Source organism: Hymenobacter aquaticus (genome assembly GCF_004765605.1).
GTDB classification, from domain to species: Bacteria; Bacteroidota; Bacteroidia; order Cytophagales; family Hymenobacteraceae; genus Hymenobacter; species Hymenobacter aquaticus.
The window spans coordinates 23,471-42,209 of record NZ_SRLC01000002.1; the positions used below are offsets into that span (position 1 = coordinate 23,471).

Below are 18,739 nucleotides of genomic sequence, written 5' to 3' on the forward strand. Positions count from 1 at the left end.
GCGGTTCCTTTGCCACTTTCTTCCGCTTATGACACAGATTCGCACCGGCCTGCTGGCCTATGGTATGTCGGGTAAAGTATTTCATGCCCCGTTCGTGGCCACGCACCCCGGTTTCGAGCTGAGTGCCGTGACGGAGCGCAGCCGCAAGGAAGCCGGGCAGCACTACCCCGGCGTGACGAGCTACGACAGCGTAGAGGCCCTGCTGGCCGACGACAGCCTGGAGCTGGTGGTGGTGAATACGCCCAGCAACACCCACGCCGAGTTTACGCGCCAGGCGCTACGGGCCGGCAAGCACGTGCTGCTGGAAAAACCGGTGGCTACCTCGCCCCAGGAAGTGCGGGAGCTGTGGGACCTGGCCCGGCAGCAAGGCCGCCACCTGCTGGCCTACCAGAACCGGCGCTGGGACAGTGACTTCCAGCTCGTGAAGCAGGTGGTGGAAAGCGGACAGCTGGGGCAGCTCATCGAAGTCACGTTTCGCTACGACCGGTTCAAGACCACGCTGAACCCGAAGCCCTTCAAGGAAACGCCCCTGCCCGGCAGCGGCCTGCTCTATGATCTGGGCCCCCACCTGCTCGACCAGGCCATCAGCCTGTTTGGCCAGCCCCGGCAGAGCCGCAAAACCACCGGCCGCTTCCGCGCCGGCACCCAGGTCGACGACTACTTCTCCATTCAGCTGCTGTATCCGGGCTTTACCGTTACGGTGGCCTCGGGCCTGCTCATCGCCGATCCGCAGCCGGCCTTCGTGCTGCACGGCACCCAGGGCAGCTTCCGTAAAACCCGCGCCGACGTGCAGGAGGCCCAGCTGCTCAGCGGCCTTTCCCCCCTGGACCCCACCTACGGCATCGAGCCCGCCGACCAGGCCGGCGTGCTGACCGTGGCCGGGGGCAACGACGTGAAAACCACCACCGTGCTGCCCACCCAGAAAGGCGACTACACCGGCCTGTTCGACGCCGTGTACCAGACCATCCGCCACGGCGCGCCCTATCCTATCCGGGAAGAGCAGCTGCTGTGGCAAAATGAAATCCTGGCCCAGACCGACGACGTGTGGGGGCTGTAGCGCCCGGCGCTACCGTTCCCGGGGCCGCTCCAGCTTGCTGGCCGGATACTGCGGGTTCATCTCCCGGAGCGTATCGCGCAAGGTCTTCGCCACCACGTAGGCTTTGTACCAGTTCTGGTCGGCGGGCACCAGGTGCCAAGGGCAGCTAGTGGGGCTACAGTGCCGGAACACGTCTTCGTAGACGCGGCGGTACAGCGGCCACTGCTTGGCTTTGCCCTCGTCGCCGGCCTCGTATTTCCACTGCTTGGCCGGGTCGTGCAGGCGCTCCTGCAGCCGCTCGCGCTGCTCTTCCTCCGACACGTGCAGGTAAAATTTGAGCACCGTCGTGCCCGACTGCTGCAACAGCTTCTCGAAGGCGTTGATGGCCGTGAAGCGCTGCCGGGCCACTTCCGTGGTGATGAGCTTCTCCACCCGGGTAACGAGCACGTCCTCGTAGTGGGAGCGGTTGAAGATCTGAATCATGCCGTGGCGCGGCACCTGCTGATGCACCCGCCACAGGAAGTCGTGGGCCAGCTCCTCGATGGTCGGCTCCTTAAAGGAATGCACCCGCACGCCCTGCGGGTTGAGGCCGCTGAACACCTTCCGGATCAGGCCGTCTTTGCCGCTGGCGTCCATGCCCTGCAGAATCAGCAGCACGCTGCGGCGGTTTTCGGCGTAGAGGCGGTCTTGTAGCTCGACCAGGTCCTGCCGGAGGCGCTCAATCTCGCGGTGAATGTCGTCTTTGTGCAGCTCGTGTGGGGCGCGGCTGGGCAGGCGCGTCAGGTCGATAGCAGTGGTTTTCGGGGGCATAGCGGAGGGAAGAATCTGCAAGATGGGCGAGCTGGTGAAAGCGGCAGCGGACGGCTCATTGTCTGTTAGTTACAAGTAAAAATCGAAGGCAGAAAAGTTTGATTTTCGCGTAACCCCGCTAAACAGGCCTCCGACGTGCAGGTGCAGAGCATGGATAATTCCTCAGAGTAGGCAGAGGCAGAGGCCACCGAGGCAACTCAGCGGGCCAACCGTAATGCTCAACGCTCGACGTCGGACAGCTAAGAAGGCTCCGTAGCGCAATCAAGAAGGCACCGCCGGGCGGTGCCTTCTTGATTGTATAGTATATTGAAATTCAGATGTTTGTGTGATATTCTGGCGAGCTATTATCTGCGGTTGTTGCCAAAGGCAGCCCAACGCCCGAGGCTACCGAACTGTCGCTTTGTCTGTAAAATACGTGCGGATTGATTTGAAATCGGCCATTGTGGCTTGTTTTGCGCTTCCTGTCATCCGGTTTCAGGTTGGTACACAGTTTGTATTTACCCTCGTAACCAAGAAAGGAAAATACGCCATGAATCTGATCAGCAAAGAGTTTATCCGCAACATTGCCCCCCAGCTCGACTTGCTCAACACGTTGGGTGGCGGCACGGCGCAGGCAGTGGTGCGCGTAGATACGCGCGAGCAGGGCGTGGTTATTCGGGTGGCCGTGCCGGCCGTAAGCCCCGAAAACTTCCACGTCGTGCTCGATAACAGCCGCCTGACGGTGTACTGCGAGTACCGTCACCAGCCCGAGGATCAACTGGCCGCTCCGTTGTTTGCCCAAACCCTGGATCTGCCCGCCAACCTCGACCTGGCCCGCATCGATGCGGTGCACAAGGGCCACGAGCTGCAGGTGCGCATTCCCTACAAGGATGCCGCCGCGCAGAAGCGCGAAATCGAAATCAAGCAGCGGTAGGAATCTGCTCCGGCCGCACTGTTCATATCGTCGGGGCCGACCGACGCCATTGTTCCACTTGGCCACTGCTTCCGCAGTGGCTTTTTTATTGCCCGACTAGTTCAGCCAAACAGCGGAATGAGCAGCACGAAGCCCAGCAGCAGGGAAAGGTAAAACCAGCCCATGACCTGCCCCCGGTAGCGGCGCGGCAGCCGGTTGCTGAGCACCAGCACGGCCACGACCACCAGCAGCAGGTGCAGCAGCAGAAACACCACCGTCTTGACCCAGTTGCTCACAATCGTGTTTTCGGGCTGAAACTGGTCGGTCATGCCCATACCCGACGTGACCCAGCTCAGCAGGTAGTAAGCCGCCGTTTCGAAGGCCACGAACAGGCCCAGGCCCAGAAGCAGGGCCCGCGGCCCGGATTTTTCGGTGATGTCAGCCATTGCCGTGCTAAGCTACAAAAACAAGTCGGCCAGCGGATACCTCCGCTGGCCGACTTGTTTGTCACTGTTATGGCGAGGCTTAGCCCTTGCCCTTACCGCCTTTGCCGTTGGCTTTGTAGTGCAGCGTCACGGAGACTTCGCCGCTGGGCGTCGTGGTGCTGTGGGTGGTGTAGGTTTTGCCGGCTTCCTGCCAGGTGGCATCCTTCACCAAGGTCTTGGCCGGCCGCAGCGCCGCCGGGGCCGTGCCCTTCCAGACCGAGGTTTCGTTGCCCGAAGGCGTCACCACGTACGTTTCCTGGGTCATGTCGACACACTGGGCCAGGCCGGTCAGCTCACCGGTGATGCACTCCTTGTACTGCGACTTGTACACCAGCGCACCTTTGCCTTTGCCCTGGGTTTTAAATTCCTGGGCCTGCGCCGAGGAGCCGAAGGCAAACAGGCTGACGAACAGCAGAAAGGCGGCGCGGAAATGAAGGATATTTTTCATGAGCGGGAGAGAAGATGAGGGATTTCGCAGCGCAATTCACGCTGTTGTGCAACGCTAGCCAAGAACTGTACCAAAAGTGGCTGGCAACTCCCGTCCCGCCCCGCTACGGCCGGCGCTGGCCCAGTACCTCGGCCGTGCGGGTCTGCACATACAGATCTTCTACTTTGGCCCGGGCCCAGGGCGTGCGCCGCAGAAACGTCAGACTCGACTTGATGCTGGGATTTACGGCGAAGCAGTTGATGCGAATCCGCTCGTCGAGGCCGGGCCAGCCGTAGTGCGCCACCAAGTATTCCAGGATCTGGGCCAGCGTGATGCCGTGCAATTCGCGGATGAGGTGGCCGGATTCGTCGCGGACGTCGGTAGGGTCGGGCTGGGGCATAACGGAAGGCAAAAAGGAACCACAAAGGTGGCAAAAAGCCTGTGGATATACGTTCTTGGGCCCGCGGCTGCCGCCGGCGGGCCGGTTTTTACCCCGGCCCAGGCATTATTGACCCTGCGCTGTTCGTTACCTTTGCCATGGCAACTCTCATGAATCGACGTTCTCCCCGCCCTGTTTCCCGCCGCCGGCCTTCCGCCCGGCGCCGCTACGCCGGCCTGGTGGGGCTGCTGCTGCTCGTGCTGGGACTGGGCGTGTACCTGCGGTATCAGCGGCAGCTGCACCGCTACGCGCGCCGGGCCTACGCCAGCTTCACCTTCAGCAGCCTGACGGGCCGCGAAAAGACGCCCCTGCTCAGCGGCTACTCCGTGCACGGCATCGACGTCTCGTCCTACCAGGGCACCATCGACTGGAAAACCGTGGCCGAGCACGACGTGCGCTTTGCCTTCATCAAGGCCAGTGAGGGCGTAACCCTGCGCGACGCCCGCTTCCGCCGCAACTGGCGCGAGGCGCAGCGGGCCGGCATCTACCGGGGCGCTTACCACTATTTTCAGCCCAACTACGACGGGGCCAAGCAAGCCAACCTGTTTACGCGCACCGTGCCGTTGGCCGTCGGCGACCTGCCGCCCGTGCTCGACGTGGAAGCCCCCGAGTTTCACGATGTGGCCGTGATGCGCCGGGGCGTGGGCACCTGGCTGCGGCTCGTGGAGCGGCACTACGGGGTGAAGCCCATTCTGTATTCCAACTACAGCTTCTACAAGCGCCACCTGGCCGGCCACTTCGACGACTACCCGCTCTGGCTGGCCCACTACGAGGTCGAAAGCCCGCAGCTGCCCCCCGACAAGTGGATTATCTGGCAGCACAGCGACGAAGCCTACGTGCCCGGCATCCGGGGCACGGTCGACTTTAACGTGTTTCAGGGTAACTTCGAGAGCCTGCTGGCGTTGCGTATTCCGGCGGCCGGCAAAAGTGCCCCGGCCCGCCTTCACTAACCCCGTCTGCTTTGCTATATACTCCGTTTCTTCGCCTGACTGCCCTTGGTCTGCTGGCCGGTAGCCTGCTGCTGGGCAGCTGCGGCGGCAGCAAGGATGCCTTCACCCAAAGCGGCGGGGCTTCTTACTACGCCGATAAGTTCAACGGCCGCAAAACGGCCAGCGGCACCACCTACCGGCCCAATAAGCTCACGGCGGCCCACAACACCCTGCCGTTCGGGACCGTGGTGCGGGTGACCAACCCGCGCAACAAACGCTCGGTGAAAGTTACCGTCACCGACCGGGGCCCGCACGCCAAAGGCCGCGTCATTGACCTCTCGCGCAAAGCCGCCCGCAAAATCGACATCGTGGACGCCGGCGTGGCCCCGGTGCGGCTGAAGGTCGTGCGGGCCGCCAAACGCTGATTTCCGCCTTTTTCTCCTCCCTAGAATAGTTGCCGCATGCGCATCCGCAAGAAAGTGAAGTGGGTACAGCCCGCCGAAGCCGACCGGTTTACCGCCCTGAGTGCCTTCGTAAAAGCCGCCGAAGCCCAAACCTGGACCGAGGCCGAAATTCAGTTTGTCATCAACGAAGTGGTGGAAGCCCGCGACGAGGCCGAGGTGCACGCCATCTTCCAGGATTGTACCCAACGGTAAGCCCCGGGCCCATCCGCCAACACCCAACAAGCCCCGACGCTGCCAGCGCCGGGGCTTGTTTGCTTGGGGGAAGAAGGACGTTACTAATTTTTGCGCTTCATCTTCATTTTGCCCTTGCCGCCGTTTTTCGACATGGCCATCAGGCTGTCCTGCTCGGCTTTCATGGTGGCCGTGGTCAGGCGGCCGCTCAAGGAGAGCATGTCGCCTTCTTTCATCGTCACTGTGCTGCCGTCGGCCATCGTCACGCTGCCGTCGGCCATGATTTTGGTGCCGTTAGTCAGCGTGGTCGGCTCGGCCAGGGTGGTGGTCATGCCCTGACGGGTCACCATCACCTTGCCGTCCTTCATCACCACGCCGTCTTTCATCGTCACGCCTTCGCGCACCACCACTTTTTCCTTGGGGGCTACTGCCCGGCGGGGGGCTACTTTGGTTTGGGCTTGCGCGGCGAAACCGGCCAGGGCCAGGCCCAGCGTCAACAGAAATGAGAAGCGGAGTTTCATGGGAGAGAAAATAGAAGTGAGAGAGGTAAGCTGCTTTTCAAGTGATGTAAAATACAAAACGTCACCTAAAGTTCCCGCGTTGCCGGGGGCAACCTCAGAAAGCAGTCTGGCGTTAAAAAATGGTCTACTCTGCCTATCCATCTCCATTTCGTTCCTAAAGATTTCTTCGCATGAGTGCTGCCACCCCGAATCCGGAAATTTACGCTGAGTTCAAGCGCCAAGTGAATATGACCGCCACCGAGCTGCGGCACTGGCTTACAACGGAAGAATCCAAATCGGTAGGCCAGGACGACGGCGACGGGGAAAGCGTCGGCCACAAGTCGGGCAAGCACATTGTGCAGATTCTGGAGAAGAAAAAAGCCGACCTCACGGCCGCCGATGAGGCTCACATGCACAAAGTTCATTCCTACATCAGCCGGCATCTGGCCCAGGGCCCGGCCGCCGACAAAGAGCACTCCCGCTGGCGCTACTCCCTGATGAACTGGGGCCACGATCCGCTGAAAAAGTAATTTCGCGGAGCCGGCCCGATACGGAAAATCTCCCCTTTGTTTTGCTCCTTACCGGCCGGCCCTTCAGCCCCTCCCAACCCCATGGATTACAAAGACTATTACAAGATTCTGGGTGTCGACAAAAACGCCACCACCGACCAGATCAAGAAGGCATACCGTAAGCTGGCGCGCCAGCACCACCCCGATGTGAACCCGAACAACGCGGATGCCGAGCAGAAATTCAAGGAAGTAAACGAGGCCAACGAAGTGCTCAGCGACGAGGAAAAGCGCCGCAAGTACGACCAGCTCGGGGCCGACTGGCAGCGCTACCAGCAGGCCGGCGCCGGCCGGGGCAGTGCCGGTGGGGGCGGGGGCTTCGACTGGTCGCAGTACGCGCAGCAGGGTGGGGGCTTCGGCGGCGGCGGTAGCAACGACCCCTTCGGCGGCGCCGACTTCTCCGATTTCTTCAGCTCCATCTTCGGGGGCTCGGGCGGCCGGGCCAGCGGCAACGCCCGCCCCGGGGCCGGCCAGGACTACCAGGCCGAGCTGGAGCTGACGCTGGAAGACGCCTACCAGGGCGGGCCGCGCACCCTCACCGTAAACGGCAAAAAGCTGCGCATTACCATTCAGCCCGGCGTGGAAGATGGCCAGACCATCCGGCTGCGCGACCAGGGCGGCCCCGGCCGCAACGGTGGCCCCAGCGGCTCGCTCTACATCACCATCCGCATCCAGCCCGATGCCCGCTACACCCGCACCGGCAACGATCTGACCATGGACGTGCCCGTGAGCATCTACAAGGCGCTGCTGGGCGGCGAGCAGGTCGTTGATACGTTTTCGGGTCCGGTCAAAATCAAGATCAAGCCCGAAACGGCCAACGGTACTCGCCTGCGCCTGCGCGGCAAAGGCTTCCCAGTGTACCGGCAGGCCGGCCAGTTCGGCGACCTGTACCTGCGCCTGTCCCTGACGCTGCCCCAGCACCTGACCGACGAAGAAAAAGCGCTTATTCAGCAATTGGCCCACCTCCGCAACGAAGCCTGACCGCCATGGAAACGCACATTATCACCATCACGCTGCGCGAGTGCTCGACGCAGTACGGCCTGAGCGAGGCCGACGTCCGCGAGTTTATCGACCTGGGCCTGCTGCAAGCCGCCGACACGCCCGACGCCATCTTCGGCGAAGCCGACCACCTGGCCCGCCTCGCCCGCCTCCACCACGACCTGGGCCTGAGTAAGGAAGCCATTGATGTAATTGTGGCCATGCGGCAGCGCCTGGTGGTCGTGCAGGAGGCACTGGCCCGGCAGACGGCCCGCGCCACCCAGCTGGAGCGGTACCTGCGCGGCTCGGGGCCGGTTGTCGAAACCGACTTCTAGCGGCCGACGTCGGCCCAGTCGGCGGCTTACACCAAATCGACGGCCAAAGCCAGGGCGCAGCCGACCAGCGTGGCCGCCAGCTTGGGCAGGTTCAGGTGGTGCTCGGGGCTGGTTTCAAATAGAATGGTGGTTGATACGTGCAGGAAGTTGCCGGCCACCAGGCCCAGCAGGGCCGCGTACCAGCCGCCCTGGAGCAGGTTTTCCAGCACCACGTAGTTGCTCACGATGATGCCCGCCGGCCCGGCCAGGGCAAACAGTACCAAATACGGAAAGGCCCGCTGGAAGCTGTTGAGCCGCAGCAGCAGGGCCGCCATCAGGGCAAAAGCCGCCGGAATGTGGTGCAGGGCAATGCCGGCTAGGATAGCGTAGAAGCTCTGTCCCACGCCCGCCGCCCCCGGCGACTTCACCAGGATGCTGCCTTCCAGAAACGAGTGCAGCACCAACGAAAACAGCAGCAGAAACGGCACCCGGCCCGCGTGCGAGGTATGGTAGTGCACGTGCCCGTGCTCCACGCCCTGCGAAAAAACCTCCAGCAGCAGCTGCCCAAAAAAGCCCGCCAGCACGAAATAGCCAATCCGGTGGCTAACCTCCGGTCCCAGACTCAGGGCCTCGGGCAGCAGGTGCATAATGGTCAGGGTGAACAGGTAGGCGCCGCTGAAAGCCAGCAGCGGCTTCATCCAGGTGGTGCGGGCCGTCGGCACGAAGCGCGTCAGCCACCCCGCCCCCATGACGGTGAGAAATAACAGGAAAACGGCAAACCACATAGGGGTAATGTGCTAAGGTGCGAATGTGGGAAATGTGCTGATAAGGAAAATGTGCAGAGGTCTTGCTGCTGGGTAAGCTGAGCAATGCACTGCTGCCCGGCGCTGTATCCGAACATTAGCACATCAGCACATTCCCCACATTAGCACCTTAAATCCCTATTTTTTCAGGACGAAGATCATGCGGGGGCTGGTCTTCTCGTCGTAGGGGGCGAGGTGGTAGTCGCCCAGCACCTCGGCCAAGCGCAGGCCCGCCATCTGGAAGTATTCCTCGAACCGGTCCCGGCTCAGGGCCCGCACCCGCTCCTCGTATTGCTGCACCTGGCCTTCCCGGTCCGTAAACCGGATTTCCTTCACGATGAAGTCGTTGGAGAGGTGGCGGTGCAGTTGAAAGGTGATGCCGTCCACGGTTTTCTCCTCGTGCGCCACCAACTCGCGCACCGTCAGCTCGGTGTTCATAAAGTCGATGACCATCTTGCCGCCCGGCCGCAATGCTGCCGCTGCCGAGCGTAGCGCTACCACGTTCTCGGTTTCGTTGGCGAAATAGCCAAAGCTGGTAAAGAGGTTGAAGATGAAGTCGAACGGGCCGAAGGGCAGCGGGTCGCGCATGTCGTGCACGTGAAAGTGCAGGTGCTCGTGGGCAAACTGCCGGGCGTGGGCAATGCTTTCCGGGGAGAGGTCCACGCCGGTTACGTCGTAGCCCTGCTCGCTGAGGTAGATGGAGTGCCGGCCTTTGCCGCAGGCCAGATCCAGCAGGCGGGTGCTGGGTTTCGGGTGCAAGTGCGTCAGCAGCTCATCAATAAAAACGCGTGCTTCCGTATGGTTCCGGTCCCGGTACAGCAGGTGGTAGTAAGGCGAGTCGAACCAGGTACTAAACCATTCGGCTTCTGATTGTGGCATTCAAAAGAGCAATGAGCGGGAGAGGCAACAACGGGTGACCCAAAGCGAAGGGACGCGCTATTTTGCAACAATGTTACAAAAAGCCGCCGACATTGGGCCTTGCTGTCGGCCCGGACCAGGAGCAGCCGCGGGGCCTTGTGCAACAAATCGGCCCCGGTGCCTGCTACTCCCCACTCGGGAAAGAATAGCAGGCGCCGGGGCCTAAAAGCTTGACAGCAAAGAGGAATACTACTCCTCTTTCATCTTTTCAGCGGGCTTCTCGTTGGCGTCGTGCTGGGTTTCAGCAGGAGCGGGAGCAGCGGCTTCCTGCTTGGTGCGGTCGGTTTCTTCGCCGTTGGCCGAAATGCCGTGCTCAGCGGTGGGGTGGCGGTCCTTCTCGAAGTTGGTGTGGGAGCTGATGGGCTCGGCAATGGCGCCGCCCTTGGCCTGGTGCGCTTCTTCCACGGTGCCCTGGTCGAAGTTATCGGTGGTGCGGGAGCCGGGAGCCACCTGGTCCACGGATACTTTGGCTTCCGGACGCAGGTCCGATGGTTCGCTGCTGCAGGCGTTCAGGGCCAGGGTGGCCACGGCCACGGCGGAGAGCAGAAGATTTTTAGTCATGTTCGTAAGAGGTTGAAATGCTAAGCGTTAGGGCAGGCAATCAGCCACGATACGGGCCTCTGCCTGTTGCCTTGCCTGCTTCGTACCAAGGTACTGTACCGGCTCAAGCGGGTCAAAGTTACGCGGAAGTTGGGCTCGTCGGCGCGGCAGCGGCCGGAGATTGGGCCGGCAGCAGGTTTTTGCGCCGCAGCATCGAGTCGAACAGCTTGATGTCGTTGGGCGAGTTGAAGATGCGCAGGGGGAAATACAGGAAGATCGGCACGTTGAAGGTGCGGGCCATCCAGCCCTTGAAGCCCTTCAGCTCGTCGGCCGCCGCCGGGGGCTGCAGCCACAGCAAGTAGGCGTCGTTGTCGCGCCGGGCCTGCCCGATCATGTCCCAGGTGAGGCCCATGCCCTTGGTTTCGCTCTGGCGCAGCACGATCTGGCGGTTGTCGATTTCGTAGTTCATCCGCTCAAACAGGGCCTTGCTTTGCTCCATCTGGGCCACGCCGGTAATCTGGGCCGAGCGCAGCAGCACAAACAGCAGCGTGAGCAGCACGGCGGCCAGCACCCACCACCACGACGGCCATATCAGGGCCGGCAGCAGGCCCAGGGCCAGGGGAATCAGGGCGTACCACCAGTCTTTGCGCCACACCTGGGCCATGGCCATACGGGTGTAGGTATCGGTATCGAGCTGGTATTTCTTGGTGCGGATGGCCATGGGCGCGGGGCCCTGGGCCTGCCGGTAGCCGCCGCGTTGGTTGGGTTGTTGCATTTTGGGTAATGTGGGTAATGTGCTTTGAATGTGCTGATGTGTTGGAATGGGCTAAGGTGCTAATGACTTGCTAACCATTAGCACCTCAGCCCATTCCAACACATCAGCACATTAATTTAAAACGCTTTCAGGCTCAGGTCCAGGCTCTTGACGGAGTGGGTCAGGGCGCCCACCGAAATGTAGTCGACGCCGGTGTGGGCTACTTCGGTAATGGTCTGCTCGGTGATGCCGCCGGAGGCTTCCGTCGGAAAACGGCCGGCAATCAGCTCCACGGCCTCGCGTAGCTTGGCGGGCGGCATGTTGTCGAGCATGATCCGCTCGATGCCGCCGACTTCCAGCACCTGCTCTACCTCGGCCAGGGTGCGGGTTTCGACTACGATGGGCAGCTGCCGGCCCGTGCGCTCCAGGTAAGCCCGGGTGGCTTCGATGGCCGGCCGGATGCCGCCGGCGTAGTCCACGTGGTTGTCTTTGAGGATGATACCGTCGAAGAGGCCGTAGCGGTGGTTCACGCCGCCGCCGATGAGCACGGCCCACTTTTCGCAGATGCGGAAGTTGGGTGTGGTTTTGCGCGTGTCGAGCAGGCGGGCTTTGGTGCCGGCCATCAGGCTGGTGAGGTGGGCCGTGTAGGTGGCAATGGCGCTCATGCGCTGCATGCAGTTGAGCACCAAGCGCTCCGCCGTGAGAATGCTGCGCGAGCGACCTTCCACGATGAAGGCAATGTCGCCGTGGTTTACCCGGTCGCCGTCATTGAGCCGCTGCTCTACCCGCAGGTCCGCGTCGACCTCCCGAAAAATCAGGTGGGCCAGTGCTACCCCGGCCAGCACCCCTTCGCCTTTTACCAGCAGGTGCGCCCGGTTGCGGGCGTCGGCCGGAATGGCAGCCAGGGAGGAATGGTCGCCGTCGCCGATATCTTCGGCCAGGGCCGTGCGAATAAAGGTGGTGAGAGCTTCGGGGGTGAGGTAGGGTGGGGTTTGCACGGTGCAAAAATAGAAAAAGGCCCCGACTTGCGCCGGAGCCTTTCCCAGAATCCTTAAAAACAGTTGGTGGTGAACCAGCAGCTGCCAGGATAGAGTAAGTAGCTTTTTTTCAAATTCTTAGCGCCTCAGGGTCCGCGGCTGTGGTTATTCCTTGGTGAAATCGATGGTATCGATAACCAAACTGCCCTGGGCCGACTTCATCTTGACGAACATCCGGTAGGCTCCGGTTTTGCTGACGTACTTGCCAACCGCGTAGGGAGTTCCTTCGTTACTACCTCCGTAGTGGACGAAGTCGAAACCGGCGGGCGAGTTCTTGGCGAAGAAATCTTTCATCACAAATTCGGCCTGCGTGGAGCTATAGCTTTGCTTGTCACCATCGAAGCTCAGCTCCACGGTGGAGCCGAAATACTGGGACAGCTCCCGGGATGAGCCACTCCGGATGGCATTGCGAACCGGCGTGAAGGCTTCACCTTGTGCCAGTACCGTTACCGACAGTAACAGGAACCACACGACGGTAATAACCTGGAAAATGTTGCGTTTCATACTAGAGTAGGGAATGTATCATGCGGTTCGCTAAAACTATGCCAAGTAGTCATAGTTAGTAAAATGTCCCTACAGCCGGTCGCCACGGCCCCAAGTTAACCCAAACCAACAAAATGCGCACGTTCCCGCTGGTGCCCTTATCTTTGCTGCTATGAATAAACAGGTATTGCTGGTGATCTTGGACGGGTGGGGCTTGGCGCAGAATACGGAAGTATCGGCTATCGACAAGGCCAATACTCCGTTTGTCGACTCACTGTTTCAGCGTTTTCCCCACAGTAAGCTGCAGGCCTCGGGGGAAGCCGTCGGACTGCCCGACGGGCAGATGGGTAATTCGGAAGTCGGCCACATGAATATCGGGGCCGGCCGGGTGGTGTACCAGGACTTGGTGCGCATCAACAAGGCCATCCGGGAGCGGAAGCTGGGCTCGGTGCCCGCTCTGGAAAAAGCCTTCGAATATGCCCGCACCAACGGCAAGAACCTGCACTACATCGGGCTATTGTCGGATGGTGGAGTGCATTCCCACATCGAGCACCTGAAAGCTCTGTGCACCCTGGCCCACGACGCCGACGTGCATAAGGTGTTTATTCACGCCTTCACCGACGGCCGCGACACTGACCCGAAAGGCGGCGTCAACTACGTCAACGACCTGGAGCAGAGTACGGCCCGCACCGGTGCCAAAATTGCCTCCATTGTGGGCCGTTACTACGCCATGGACCGCGACAACCGCTGGGAACGGGTGAAAGTGGCCTACGACCTGCTGGTGAACGGCAAGGGTACGCCCTCTCAGAACCTGATTCAGAGCATGCTCGACTCCTATAAAGAAGGCGTGACGGATGAGTTTCTGAAGCCGATTGTGAAAGTCGGGGCCGACGGGCTGCCGCTGGCTACCATTCAGGAGGGCGACGTGGTGGTGTGCTTCAACTTCCGCACCGACCGGGGCCGGGAAATCACGCAGGCCCTGACCCAGCAGGATTTCCACGCCTTCAACATGCACCGGCTGAACCTGCACTACCTGACCATGACCAACTACGACGCCACGTTCGTGGGCGTCACCCCGATTTTCGAGAAGGACAACCTCGAAAACACGTTGGGCGCAGTGCTGGAGGCTAACGGCAAAAAGCAGATCCGCATTGCCGAAACCGAGAAGTACCCGCACGTCACCTTCTTCTTCTCGGGTGGCCGGGAGGTGGAGTTCAACGGCGAAACCCGCCTGATGCGCGCCTCGCCCAAGGTAGCCACCTACGATTTGCAGCCCGAAATGAGTGCCTACGAGCTGCGCGACGCCCTGGTGCCCGAACTGCAGGCCAAATCGGCCGACTTCGTGGTGCTCAACTTCGCTAACCCCGACATGGTGGGCCACACCGGCGTGTTTGAAGCCGCCGTGAAAGCCGTGGAAACCGTGGACGCCTGCACCCGCGACGTGGTAACGGCCGCCCTGGAGAGCAACTACGCCTGCATCATCATTGCCGACCACGGCAACGCCGACATGATGATAAACCCCGACGGCACGCCCAACACGGCCCACACCACCAACCTGGTGCCCTGCATTCTGGCCGACAACGACTACCGGGGTACCCTGGCCGACGGCAAGCTGGGCGACATTGCCCCCACGGTGCTGCAACTCATGGGCCTGCCCCAGCCGGCCGACATGACCGGCACCTCGTTGCTGCAACCCACTGCTACACCTACGAATGCGTAGAGCACTCGGGGCCGCCGCCTGCCTGCTCCTGACCACGGCCTGTGGTCAGGAGCCGGAGGCTGCCCGCGCGGGTCAGTCGGCCCGTAAGCCGCTGTATTTCGACGTGAAGGGCTTGCTGGACAACCAGACCAGGCTGCTTTCGGAGCGGCAGCCGGCCGTGGAAAAGCAGGTGACCCTGCGCGATGGGCAGGTGGAAACCACGCGGGTGGAGAAAGTAGACTGGAGCAAGGAGCTGCAAATCTTCTATCAGGCCGACATCAACAAGCCAGCTCTGCGGGGGGCGTACGAAGCCCAGGTGGGCGGCGCCGCGGGCGGGGCTCAGGTTTACCGCCGTAAAGCCGGCATCGAAAACATCGTGGACCAGCTGCGGGTAAGCGGCGCGGGTACTGAGGAAGGAACTGTAGAAGCCGTGCTGACCCAGGATAACCCGCTGTTCTTCTCCCGCAAGACCTTGACGATCAGCTACCGCAACGGGCTGCTGAACACGTATAAGGTGCAGGGCGTGCAGAAGCTGGTGATGTTCGACACGCTACGCTACTCGGCTACGGTGCGGGTGCTGTAACTATCGGCTAATCCAGATACGGCTCGACGCGGGCTACGGCGGGCTTGCCTTCCGAGAAGGTGGCCGACACGTTGTTGGCCCGCTCGGTGTCCCGAATCTGCACTTTGGCGCAGGAGCCGCCGGTTTGCCGGGTCGAGGCGTCCAGGGTCTGGCGCAGGCGCTGGCCGTAGGCGGGGCGGAAGTTGGTAATGACGGCCCGCCGCAACAGCCGCTGTTCGGGCATACAATAGAACTCGAACTGGTTGCCCTGGTGCTGTAGCGTCAGAATGGTGTCGGTCTGGCCTTTCTCGTGCGCGTTGGCCAGACACCGGCGCGACACGACCCTGGCTCCGGCCCGCAGCAATTCTTCGGTGGTGAGCTCGGCGCCGAACGGCTGCCCGGCCAGCGTATCGTTGGTCATAACGCAGGTAGCGCGGGGGGGCACGGGCCGGGCTACGGTGCGCCGCTTGGGCGTGGTCGGCGGCCCGGCCTGCGCACGGCTGGCGCGGGTATCGGCACCGAACTCGGGGCCCAGGCTCACGGCGGCGCATACTGCCAGGGCAGACACGAGTTTAACCGACGAAAGCAACAAAGCAGATACCATAGCGCGACAGGGGCCTTTGGTGCCTCATACGCAAATACCTACGGGGCGGCTTGTTGCCCACCAGATTTATTTGCGGCTGGTTAGCCTTCCGAACCCATAATGGTAGCCACAACCCAGCGGCGGCCGCCGTGGTTGCGGTGCTCGCCCAGGTATACGCCCTGCCAGGTGCCCAGGGCCAACTCACCGTTGGTAATCGGGAGGGTGACGGAGGTGCCCAGCATGGCGGCTTTCAGGTGGGCCGGCATGTCGTCGGGGCCTTCCTGGGTATGCTCGAAGTAGGGCGCGTTTTCCGGCACGGCCCGGTTGAAATACTGCTCGAAGTCGCGGCGGACGGTGGGGTCGGCGTTTTCGTTGATGCTCAGGCTGGCCGAGGTATGCTGAATAAAAAAGTGCGCCGTCCCGATTTTAATGCGTTCCAGCTCGGGTAGCTCGGCCACCAGCACGTCGGTAATAAGGTGGAAGCCGCGGCGCACGGCGGGCATACGCAAGCGTTTCTGAATCCAGATCATAACGGCAGCCTAGGGGTTTTTCCGCTCGTACGCGCCCGGGTCGGGCGTGGCGGGGTCGCGGGGGCGGTTGAGCAGGTCGTTGCTGACGCCGCCGAAGGGCCGGGCCAGGTCGCGCACCGCCGACAGGGTATCGAGGTTGTAGTCGAACTTATCGGCAAACAGGCCGGCGGGCCGCTTGAACTTGGGGTCCGTGTTGATCCGGTTGGAAGCGGGTAGCCCGGTTTTATAGCGCTGGGTGCGCAGCACGTTGTTTTCCAGGGTGAAGTCGGCGTAGGCGGCGCTATTCTTGAACAGCAGCTCTTCTTCCACCGAGCCCCAGACGATGGAGTTGCGGATGCTGACCCGGGTGAGCAGCGGACCCGGCACCGACTTGAGCACGCCCTCGTTGGTAATGGCTACCGACTCGGTTTCGCGCCGGAACGCGGGCGTGAAGTTGGCAATGGTGCAGAAGTTCAGGTTGTAGGTGCCGCCGGCCAAACCCAGAATGGCGTACTCGCCGCAGTTGGTAAACAGGCAGTTGGTGAGCGTAAACTCGGCGCCAATACCCAGAATGCCCGCCCCGTCGAAGCTCTGGCCGCCGCTGGCGAAGGTGAGGCCGGCCCCGGAAATGTTCTTGAACACCGTGTTTTCGACCGTCACCCGGGGGCGAGGCTGCAGGTTTTCGGGGTTGTAGACCAGCAGGCCAAAGCTCGAATTTTTGATTTCGGCGTAGCGTACCACGCTGTTGCGGCTGCTGCCGGGGTCGAACTGAATACCGGCCCACTGGCCCGGCACGTCGTTGTAGAACGGTTCGAGCCGGTCGCCGGCGAAGCGCACGATATTACGGTCGTCGGGCTTCAGCACGGCGGTGGGCACGAAGTCGGGGTTGACGCGCAATGTGCCTTTGACGATGATGGCCACGCCGGCGTGGGCGTAGACCCGGGCCCCGGCCTCAATGGTAAGCACGCAGCCGGCCGGCACCAGCACCGAGCCGGGCAGCACGTGGGGCTTGTCGGCCTTCCAAACCTCGGCGCAGCTGAGCGCGCCCCGGTGGAAGTAAGCGTTCTGGCCGTAGGCGACCAGCTGCACCTGTTGGTCGTTGCCGTTGGTTTTGAACTGGAGCTGGTCGGTGTTCAGGAAGGGCTTGCCCTCGGGCGCGGCCGTGCCGGGCCCCAGCTTGGCCCGCACCAGCACCAGCAAACTGTCTTTGCCCCGGATTTCGACGTTGTTGGCAATCGGGCCGGCGTCGCCGTTGACCACGACGGAGTACTCCGACACGGCCGGGTTGGCTATCCGGATCTGCTCTACTTTCACGGCCCGGCTGTTGCGGTTGTACACCCACAGGCGCTTGGTGACGGTCGTGGTCTGGGCGAAAACCGTGTCGAACATCACCGTGTCGGTCGAAAACTCGAGCTTGGCGCCGGGGTCGGTGGTGACGAGGTCCTCCTTGGGCTCACAGCCCGGCAGCACGGTCAGCAGGCACGACAACACGAGCAGGCAGGGTAACAGAAAGCGCATAGCGGGTGGATAGAGCGGTTAAAAATGAGTCATCCTGAGCAGAGCAAGGGACCTTGTGCCAGTGGAACGACGTGTTCTAACGGGGTAAGGTCCTTCGCTGTGCTCAGGATGACAAACGGATGGATGCGTTGCTTAGTACAACCGTCGGAATTACGCCACGCCTTCCTGCAGCCGCTCGGCGCTTTCGGCGATGCGCAGCTGCTCCACGAAGTCGTCGATGTTGCCTTCCATCACGCTGGCCAGGTTGTACACCGTGTAGCCAATGCGGTGGTCGGTTACGCGGCCCTGGGGGTAGTTGTAGGTCCGGATCTTGTCCGACCGGTCGCCGCCGCCAATCATGCTCTTGCGCTGGGCCCCTTCGGCTTCGTTTTTCTTGGCCAGCTCGATTTCGTAAATGCGGGAGCGCAGCACTTGCAGAGCCTTGTCGAAGTTCTTGAGCTGCGACTTCTGATCCTGGCACTGGGCCACCAGGCCGGTGGGCAAGTGGGTGAGGCGCACCGCCGAGTAGGTCGTGTTAACGGACTGCCCGCCGGGGCCCGACGACATAAACAGATCCTTGCGCACGTCGTTCATATCAATCTGCACGTCCAGCTCCTCGGCCTCGGGCATTACCACGATAGACGCCACCGAGGTGTGGATGCGGCCCTGGGTTTCGGTGGCCGGCACGCGCTGCACGCGGTGCACGCCCGATTCAAACTTGAGCTTGCCGTACACGTCCTCGCCCTTCACGGCCAGGATAATTTCCTTGTAGCCGCCCGAAGTGCCTTCGGTGGCGTCCACGAGCTCCATCTTCCAGCCCTGCTTTTCGGCGAAGCGCATGTACATGCGCTGCAAGTCGCCGGCGAAGATGGCGGCCTCGTCGCCGCCGGCCCCGGCCCGGATTTCCATGATGATGTCCTTCGAGTCGTTGGGGTCCTTCGGAATCAGCAGCTCCTTGATGACGGTTTCGAGGCGCTCCTGCTCGGGCAGCAGCGTTTCGAGCTCATCCTTGGCCATCTGGCGGAAGTCCTCGTCCTTTTCGGTGGCAATAACTTCGCGGGCGCCCTCGATGTTGGAGAGCACCTGCTGGTAATTCTTATACTCGGTCACGATTTTGCCGAGGTCCTTATACTCTTTATTCAAGGTCTTGTAGCGCTTCATGTCGCTCATGGCCTCGGGCTGCATCAGCTGCTCGTTTACGTCTTCGTAGCGCTGGCGAATGGCCTCCAGTTTATCTAGCATCTTGCCTTCAGGAAATTGTATTTGCAACTGCAAAGGTAAGGAAACAAACACGATGAACCCCGCCCCGCGTTCCAGGTAGCTAGTAGAATATAGTGATGCTG

25 protein-coding genes are annotated in these 18,739 nt (G+C 61.7%); 10 read left to right on the top strand and 15 right to left on the bottom strand.

What is annotated here, in order from left to right:
- The first annotated feature begins 28 nt into the window (after positions 1–28).
- Entirely contained in the window at positions 29–1,057 is a 1,029-nt protein-coding gene (locus E5K00_RS13010; RefSeq protein WP_135463764.1) for a Gfo/Idh/MocA family oxidoreductase, read from the top strand.
- Between the two features lie 9 nt (positions 1,058–1,066).
- On the opposite strand, the gene E5K00_RS13015 is transcribed toward E5K00_RS13010, so the two are convergent.
- Complete coding sequence (locus tag E5K00_RS13015) at positions 1,067–1,846, bottom strand: PPK2 family polyphosphate kinase (protein WP_135463765.1); 780 nt, start codon at positions 1,844–1,846, stop codon at positions 1,067–1,069.
- 529 nt (positions 1,847–2,375) lie between these two features.
- Here E5K00_RS13015 and E5K00_RS13020 point away from each other — a divergent pair.
- Entirely contained in the window at positions 2,376–2,759 is a 384-nt protein-coding gene (locus E5K00_RS13020) for an Hsp20/alpha crystallin family protein (protein ID WP_167856874.1), read from the top strand.
- Positions 2,760–2,860: 101 nt separating this feature from the next.
- Here E5K00_RS13020 and E5K00_RS13025 read toward each other — a convergent pair whose 3' ends face one another.
- The 3 genes from E5K00_RS13025 to E5K00_RS13035 all read right to left on the bottom strand — a co-directional run bounded on the left by E5K00_RS13025 (position 2,861) and on the right by E5K00_RS13035 (position 4,050).
- Positions 2,861–3,184, bottom strand: a complete 324-nt coding sequence (locus E5K00_RS13025) for a hypothetical protein (protein ID WP_135463767.1) — start codon at positions 3,182–3,184, stop codon at positions 2,861–2,863.
- A gap of 79 nt (positions 3,185–3,263) precedes the next feature.
- A complete protein-coding gene (locus E5K00_RS13030; RefSeq protein ID WP_135463768.1) occupies positions 3,264–3,671 on the bottom strand; it encodes a hypothetical protein in 408 nt (135 codons plus the stop codon).
- 103 nt (positions 3,672–3,774) lie between these two features.
- Positions 3,775–4,050, bottom strand: a complete 276-nt coding sequence (locus E5K00_RS13035) for a VF530 family protein (protein WP_135463769.1) — start codon at positions 4,048–4,050, stop codon at positions 3,775–3,777.
- 149 nt (positions 4,051–4,199) lie between these two features.
- On the opposite strand from E5K00_RS13035, the gene E5K00_RS13040 reads away from it, so the two are divergent.
- Genes E5K00_RS13040 through E5K00_RS13050 form a run of 3 tightly spaced genes read left to right on the top strand, consistent with a single transcriptional unit; the run spans position 4,200 to position 5,674 of the window.
- Positions 4,200–5,039, top strand: a complete 840-nt coding sequence (locus E5K00_RS13040; RefSeq protein WP_167856875.1) for a glycoside hydrolase family 25 protein — start codon at positions 4,200–4,202, stop codon at positions 5,037–5,039.
- An 11-nt stretch (positions 5,040–5,050) separates the two neighbouring features.
- Positions 5,051–5,443, top strand: a complete 393-nt coding sequence (locus tag E5K00_RS13045; protein WP_245328290.1) for a septal ring lytic transglycosylase RlpA family protein — start codon at positions 5,051–5,053, stop codon at positions 5,441–5,443.
- A 36-nt stretch (positions 5,444–5,479) separates the two neighbouring features.
- Complete coding sequence (locus E5K00_RS13050; protein WP_135463771.1) at positions 5,480–5,674, top strand: hypothetical protein; 195 nt, start codon at positions 5,480–5,482, stop codon at positions 5,672–5,674.
- A gap of 83 nt (positions 5,675–5,757) precedes the next feature.
- On the opposite strand, the gene E5K00_RS13055 is transcribed toward E5K00_RS13050, so the two are convergent.
- Positions 5,758–6,174, bottom strand: coding sequence for a DUF6799 domain-containing protein (locus tag E5K00_RS13055; RefSeq protein ID WP_135463772.1), 417 nt, complete (start codon positions 6,172–6,174; stop codon positions 5,758–5,760).
- 170 nt (positions 6,175–6,344) lie between these two features.
- On the opposite strand from E5K00_RS13055, the gene E5K00_RS13060 reads away from it, so the two are divergent.
- From E5K00_RS13060 to E5K00_RS13070, 3 genes are all read left to right on the top strand, one after another.
- Positions 6,345–6,683, top strand: coding sequence for a DUF3140 domain-containing protein (locus E5K00_RS13060; protein ID WP_135463773.1), 339 nt, complete (start codon positions 6,345–6,347; stop codon positions 6,681–6,683).
- 81 nt (positions 6,684–6,764) lie between these two features.
- Positions 6,765–7,700 carry a DnaJ C-terminal domain-containing protein gene (locus tag E5K00_RS13065; protein ID WP_135463774.1) on the top strand — a complete coding sequence of 312 codons (936 nt, stop codon included), beginning with the start codon at positions 6,765–6,767 and terminating at the stop codon, positions 7,698–7,700.
- Between the two features lie 5 nt (positions 7,701–7,705).
- Positions 7,706–8,032 carry a chaperone modulator CbpM gene (locus E5K00_RS13070; protein ID WP_135463775.1) on the top strand — a complete coding sequence of 109 codons (327 nt, stop codon included), beginning with the start codon at positions 7,706–7,708 and terminating at the stop codon, positions 8,030–8,032.
- 26 nt (positions 8,033–8,058) lie between these two features.
- Here the strand turns inward: E5K00_RS13070 and E5K00_RS13075 are convergent, their stop codons facing one another.
- The 6 genes from E5K00_RS13075 to E5K00_RS13100 form a co-directional block, all read right to left on the bottom strand.
- Positions 8,059–8,796 (bottom strand): ZIP family metal transporter, encoded by a 738-nt coding sequence (locus E5K00_RS13075; protein WP_135463776.1) that lies wholly within the window; start codon positions 8,794–8,796, stop codon positions 8,059–8,061.
- 156 nt (positions 8,797–8,952) lie between these two features.
- Positions 8,953–9,693, bottom strand: a complete 741-nt coding sequence (locus tag E5K00_RS13080; protein ID WP_135463777.1) for a class I SAM-dependent methyltransferase — start codon at positions 9,691–9,693, stop codon at positions 8,953–8,955.
- A 228-nt stretch (positions 9,694–9,921) separates the two neighbouring features.
- Entirely contained in the window at positions 9,922–10,293 is a 372-nt protein-coding gene (locus E5K00_RS13085) for a hypothetical protein (protein ID WP_135463778.1), read from the bottom strand.
- Positions 10,294–10,411: 118 nt separating this feature from the next.
- Entirely contained in the window at positions 10,412–11,047 is a 636-nt protein-coding gene (locus E5K00_RS13090) for a hypothetical protein (RefSeq protein ID WP_135463779.1), read from the bottom strand.
- 116 nt (positions 11,048–11,163) lie between these two features.
- A complete protein-coding gene (gene nadC, locus E5K00_RS13095; RefSeq protein WP_135463780.1) occupies positions 11,164–12,024 on the bottom strand; it encodes a carboxylating nicotinate-nucleotide diphosphorylase in 861 nt (286 codons plus the stop codon).
- A gap of 144 nt (positions 12,025–12,168) precedes the next feature.
- Positions 12,169–12,567, bottom strand: a complete 399-nt coding sequence (locus tag E5K00_RS13100) for a DUF4783 domain-containing protein (protein WP_135396634.1) — start codon at positions 12,565–12,567, stop codon at positions 12,169–12,171.
- Positions 12,568–12,718: 151 nt separating this feature from the next.
- Between E5K00_RS13100 and gpmI the strand changes: the two genes are divergently transcribed.
- Positions 12,719–14,266, top strand: a complete 1,548-nt coding sequence (gpmI, locus tag E5K00_RS13105; RefSeq protein WP_135463781.1) for a 2,3-bisphosphoglycerate-independent phosphoglycerate mutase — start codon at positions 12,719–12,721, stop codon at positions 14,264–14,266.
- The gene (locus E5K00_RS13110; protein WP_135463782.1) at positions 14,259–14,828 is read left to right on the top strand and encodes a hypothetical protein; all 570 of its coding nucleotides are present in this window, start codon (positions 14,259–14,261) and stop codon (positions 14,826–14,828) included. The genes gpmI and E5K00_RS13110 overlap by 8 nt, the downstream gene beginning before the upstream one ends.
- 7 nt (positions 14,829–14,835) lie before the next feature.
- Here the strand turns inward: E5K00_RS13110 and E5K00_RS13115 are convergent, their stop codons facing one another.
- The 4 genes from E5K00_RS13115 to prfA all read right to left on the bottom strand — a co-directional run bounded on the left by E5K00_RS13115 (position 14,836) and on the right by prfA (position 18,638).
- Positions 14,836–15,375, bottom strand: a complete 540-nt coding sequence (locus E5K00_RS13115) for a hypothetical protein (protein ID WP_135463783.1) — start codon at positions 15,373–15,375, stop codon at positions 14,836–14,838.
- 116 nt (positions 15,376–15,491) lie between these two features.
- A complete protein-coding gene (locus tag E5K00_RS13120) occupies positions 15,492–15,920 on the bottom strand; it encodes a secondary thiamine-phosphate synthase enzyme YjbQ (protein WP_210114318.1) in 429 nt (142 codons plus the stop codon).
- Positions 15,921–15,929: 9 nt separating this feature from the next.
- Positions 15,930–17,417: a right-handed parallel beta-helix repeat-containing protein gene (locus E5K00_RS13125; protein ID WP_135463784.1), complete on the bottom strand. Its 1,488-nt coding sequence runs from the start codon at positions 17,415–17,417 to the stop codon at positions 15,930–15,932.
- 150 nt (positions 17,418–17,567) lie between these two features.
- Positions 17,568–18,638, bottom strand: coding sequence for a peptide chain release factor 1 (gene prfA / locus E5K00_RS13130; RefSeq protein ID WP_135463785.1), 1,071 nt, complete (start codon positions 18,636–18,638; stop codon positions 17,568–17,570).
- Positions 18,639–18,739 lie beyond the last annotated feature (101 nt).

Bases quoted from the DNA above. Each gene is read 5' to 3' on its own strand.
- E5K00_RS13010 (WP_135463764.1), top strand. From the start codon at position 29: ATGACACAGATTCGCACCGGCCTGCTGGCCTATGGTATGTCGGGTAAA.
- E5K00_RS13015 (WP_135463765.1), bottom strand. From the start codon at position 1,846: ATGCCCCCGAAAACCACTGCTATCGACCTGACGCGCCTGCCCAGCCGC.
- E5K00_RS13020 (WP_167856874.1), top strand. From the start codon at position 2,376: ATGAATCTGATCAGCAAAGAGTTTATCCGCAACATTGCCCCCCAGCTC.
- E5K00_RS13025 (WP_135463767.1), bottom strand. From the start codon at position 3,184: ATGGCTGACATCACCGAAAAATCCGGGCCGCGGGCCCTGCTTCTGGGC.
- E5K00_RS13030 (WP_135463768.1), bottom strand. From the start codon at position 3,671: ATGAAAAATATCCTTCATTTCCGCGCCGCCTTTCTGCTGTTCGTCAGC.
- E5K00_RS13035 (WP_135463769.1), bottom strand. From the start codon at position 4,050: ATGCCCCAGCCCGACCCTACCGACGTCCGCGACGAATCCGGCCACCTC.
- E5K00_RS13040 (WP_167856875.1), top strand. From the start codon at position 4,200: ATGAATCGACGTTCTCCCCGCCCTGTTTCCCGCCGCCGGCCTTCCGCC.
- E5K00_RS13050 (WP_135463771.1), top strand. From the start codon at position 5,480: ATGCGCATCCGCAAGAAAGTGAAGTGGGTACAGCCCGCCGAAGCCGAC.
- E5K00_RS13055 (WP_135463772.1), bottom strand. From the start codon at position 6,174: ATGAAACTCCGCTTCTCATTTCTGTTGACGCTGGGCCTGGCCCTGGCC.
- E5K00_RS13060 (WP_135463773.1), top strand. From the start codon at position 6,345: ATGAGTGCTGCCACCCCGAATCCGGAAATTTACGCTGAGTTCAAGCGC.
- E5K00_RS13065 (WP_135463774.1), top strand. From the start codon at position 6,765: ATGGATTACAAAGACTATTACAAGATTCTGGGTGTCGACAAAAACGCC.
- E5K00_RS13070 (WP_135463775.1), top strand. From the start codon at position 7,706: ATGGAAACGCACATTATCACCATCACGCTGCGCGAGTGCTCGACGCAG.
- E5K00_RS13075 (WP_135463776.1), bottom strand. From the start codon at position 8,796: ATGTGGTTTGCCGTTTTCCTGTTATTTCTCACCGTCATGGGGGCGGGG.
- E5K00_RS13080 (WP_135463777.1), bottom strand. From the start codon at position 9,693: ATGCCACAATCAGAAGCCGAATGGTTTAGTACCTGGTTCGACTCGCCT.
- E5K00_RS13085 (WP_135463778.1), bottom strand. From the start codon at position 10,293: ATGACTAAAAATCTTCTGCTCTCCGCCGTGGCCGTGGCCACCCTGGCC.
- E5K00_RS13090 (WP_135463779.1), bottom strand. From the start codon at position 11,047: ATGCAACAACCCAACCAACGCGGCGGCTACCGGCAGGCCCAGGGCCCC.
- E5K00_RS13100 (WP_135396634.1), bottom strand. From the start codon at position 12,567: ATGAAACGCAACATTTTCCAGGTTATTACCGTCGTGTGGTTCCTGTTA.
- gpmI (WP_135463781.1), top strand. From the start codon at position 12,719: ATGAATAAACAGGTATTGCTGGTGATCTTGGACGGGTGGGGCTTGGCG.
- E5K00_RS13110 (WP_135463782.1), top strand. From the start codon at position 14,259: ATGCGTAGAGCACTCGGGGCCGCCGCCTGCCTGCTCCTGACCACGGCC.
- E5K00_RS13120 (WP_210114318.1), bottom strand. From the start codon at position 15,920: ATGATCTGGATTCAGAAACGCTTGCGTATGCCCGCCGTGCGCCGCGGC.
- E5K00_RS13125 (WP_135463784.1), bottom strand. From the start codon at position 17,417: ATGCGCTTTCTGTTACCCTGCCTGCTCGTGTTGTCGTGCCTGCTGACC.
- prfA (WP_135463785.1), bottom strand. From the start codon at position 18,638: ATGCTAGATAAACTGGAGGCCATTCGCCAGCGCTACGAAGACGTAAAC.